Genomic DNA, 2,618 nt, shown 5'->3' with positions numbered 1-2,618 from the left:
TTTATGGAAAGATTCCCAATAACAGCTCGTGGGCTAGAGCAACTTGAGCAAGAATTAAAGCATTTAAAACACATTGAGAGACCAGCTGTGATAGAAGCGATTGCTACTGCTAGAGAGTTCGGTGACCTATCTGAAAATGCAGAATATCACTCCGCTAAAGAAAAACAGGGTTTTATAGAGGCTAGGATTAAAGATTTAGAAGATAAATTAGCAAGGGCTGAGGTAATATACGCGCCACAAAATAGAGATAAAGTACAATTTGGCGCAACTATCAAGCTATTTGATGAAGACACAGAAGTATATAGTACATATCAGTTACTTGGCGAGTATGAATCAAATTTATCGAAAGGGCGCATTTCTATTAAATCTCCAATTGCTCGTGCCGCCATTTCTAAATCTGTAGATGATGTGATAGAAGTAGACACACCAAGAGGTATCAAGATATATAAAATTATAGAAATACACTATGAAGACCTAGAAAATATCACTCTGTAACTACTCTTGCTGCAGATACTTCTATTAAGGGTTTAGAATATAATAAATACGAGTCATTCAATGTCTAATACTGTTCAGAGCAAAGCAAAATCTAGCACACTCAAACATCTTGCTATAATTATGGATGGTAATGCTAGATGGGCCAGCTCCAATGGGCTAAAAGCATCGGATGGCTACTTAAAGGGCGCTCAAACCGCTAGCAATCTTATTAGATGTATTAAAAAATATGATATACCATATCTCACGCTCTACACTTTCTCACACGAGAACTGGCGCAGAAGCGAAGATGAGGTGCGAGGTTTGATTGATTTATTCGTAGACTATTTAAAACAAAATAAACAAGAATTAATCGACAATCAGGTTCAGCTCAAAGTACTTGGTAGAATTGCACATTTGCCCCCGGAAGTCTTAAATCTGATTCATCAGACCACGCAAGAAACTCAGTTACCAGATGCAAGATATACTTTAGTAATAGCATTTGGTTATGGCGGAAAGCAAGAAATTGTAGATGCATGTCAGAAAATCATTCAGAGCCACGTCAAACAAGTTAGTGAGGAGTTAATACAAGCGCATTTATACGACCCACACATGCCAGCAGTCGATTTACTCATTCGTACCGGAGGTATGCTAAGAATTAGTAATTTTTTGTTATGGCAAATAGCTTATGCAGAGATGATTTTTTTAGATAAATTTTGGCCGGAGTTTAACGAAGATGACTTGCAGTTTTGCTTAAACGATTATCACGCTAGAAAACGCACCCTTGGAATAAGAATGCAAGATGACTTAGATAAGTAAAAAATGCAAGTATAAATAAATAATAAATAAAATTCAAAATATAAGGAGTATAACATTTAAACGTATGAGAGCTGAAATATCCCAGATAACTCACGAGTTACGAGATTCGTTAAAACGAATCCGGAGGTCTCTTTGACTACGACTCAGCTAAAGAGCAATTAGACGAACTGGAGCAAATTAGTAAAAGAGATGACTTTTGGCAGAATAATAAAGTAGCATCTCAGGTATTAAAACAACAGGCTCATCTAACGCAGAGAGTCAGTAGGTTTGACGCTTTATCTTGTGAACTAGATTCCCAAATAGAGCTCGCTGAACAAGCCTATCTCGATAAAGACAGTGAGTTTTTAGATCTACTAGAAATAGAATTGAAAAACTTAGCGGAGCAAGTCAAAGCTTTTGAAATACAAACCTTATTCAAGGACTCAGCGGACCTTTGTGATTGCTTTGTAGAACTCAATGCTGGCGCTGGGGGTACAGAGAGTCATGACTGGGTGTCAATGATGCTTAGAATGTATATGCGTTTTGCGCAGAGGTTAGGATATAAAGTAGAAATCGTAGATGCGTTAGATGGAGAAGAGGCGGGCGTCAAGTCTTGCACTTTACACATAAAGGGGAGCTATGCATATGGCTGGTTTAAAACGGAAAGCGGGGTGCATAGATTGGTGCGCATCTCTCCATTTAATGCTGCTGGAAAGCGCATGACGAGCTTTGCGAGTGCGTGGGTGTATCCAGATAACGCAGAGCAAATCGATGTGTGTATCGAAGAAAAAGACTTACGCATTGACACGTTCAGATCGTCAGGCGCTGGTGGGCAACACGTTAATACTACTGATTCCGCAGTGCGCATTACGCATATCCCTACTAATATTGTGGTGCAGTCGCAGAGCGATAGATCTCAACACAAAAATAAAGCTACTTGTTTAAAAATGTTAAAGGCCAAGTTATATGAACTGGAAATGCGTAATAGAAATGAAAACCTCGCGCAAGAAAATGCGGCTAAAACCGATAATAGTTGGGGGCATCAAATTAGATCTTATGTATTGCAACCATATCAATTGGTAAAGGACTTACGCACGCAACATCAAACATCAGATACGCGCTCCGTGTTGGATGGCGACCTCAACGCTTTCGCCTTAGCTAGTTTATCGCACACGCCTAATAATAGTGAAACAAAATAAATCCATGTAGAGTAAACTTTCGTTATAATAGACCTCTTGCATAACCTATTCCGTGGGGTAATTTTGTTGTCAAAACTCCTTTGCGCTCCTCATATACTAGAGTATGCTGCGGCGCTCAACATCATTTTTCCTAAAAATTCCTCTTTCATT

At 38.9% G+C, this 2,618-nt stretch carries 3 protein-coding genes; all 3 read left to right on the top strand.

Translation table 11 applies throughout. The features are described 5' to 3' along the window. Positions 1 to 3: 3 nt before the first annotated feature. The 3 genes from greA to prfB all read left to right on the top strand — a co-directional run bounded on the left by greA (position 4) and on the right by prfB (position 2,468). Complete coding sequence (gene greA, locus Sarmat_RS06470) at positions 4 to 495, top strand: transcription elongation factor GreA (RefSeq protein WP_202149943.1); 492 nt, start codon at positions 4 to 6, stop codon at positions 493 to 495. Between the two features lie 60 nt (positions 496 to 555). Beyond that, positions 556 to 1,290: a polyprenyl diphosphate synthase gene (gene uppS / locus Sarmat_RS06465; protein WP_202149942.1), complete on the top strand. Its 735-nt coding sequence runs from the start codon at positions 556 to 558 to the stop codon at positions 1,288 to 1,290. 64 nt (positions 1,291 to 1,354) lie between these two features. After that, positions 1,355 to 2,468 (top strand): peptide chain release factor 2 gene (gene prfB / locus Sarmat_RS06460; RefSeq protein ID WP_202149941.1). Its coding sequence is split into 2 segments (ribosomal slippage): positions 1,355 to 1,423 and positions 1,425 to 2,468, totalling 1,113 coding nucleotides; the frame shifts between segments, so codons are not numbered across the junction. Positions 2,469 to 2,618: the final 150 nt, after the last annotated feature.

Source organism: Candidatus Sarmatiella mevalonica, assembly GCF_016751895.1.
Taxonomy (GTDB): Bacteria; Pseudomonadota; Alphaproteobacteria; order Rickettsiales; family Rickettsiaceae; genus Sarmatiella; species Sarmatiella mevalonica.
The sequence above is the reverse complement of the archived record's forward strand: the minus strand, read 5'-3'. Positions and strand labels throughout refer to the sequence as shown.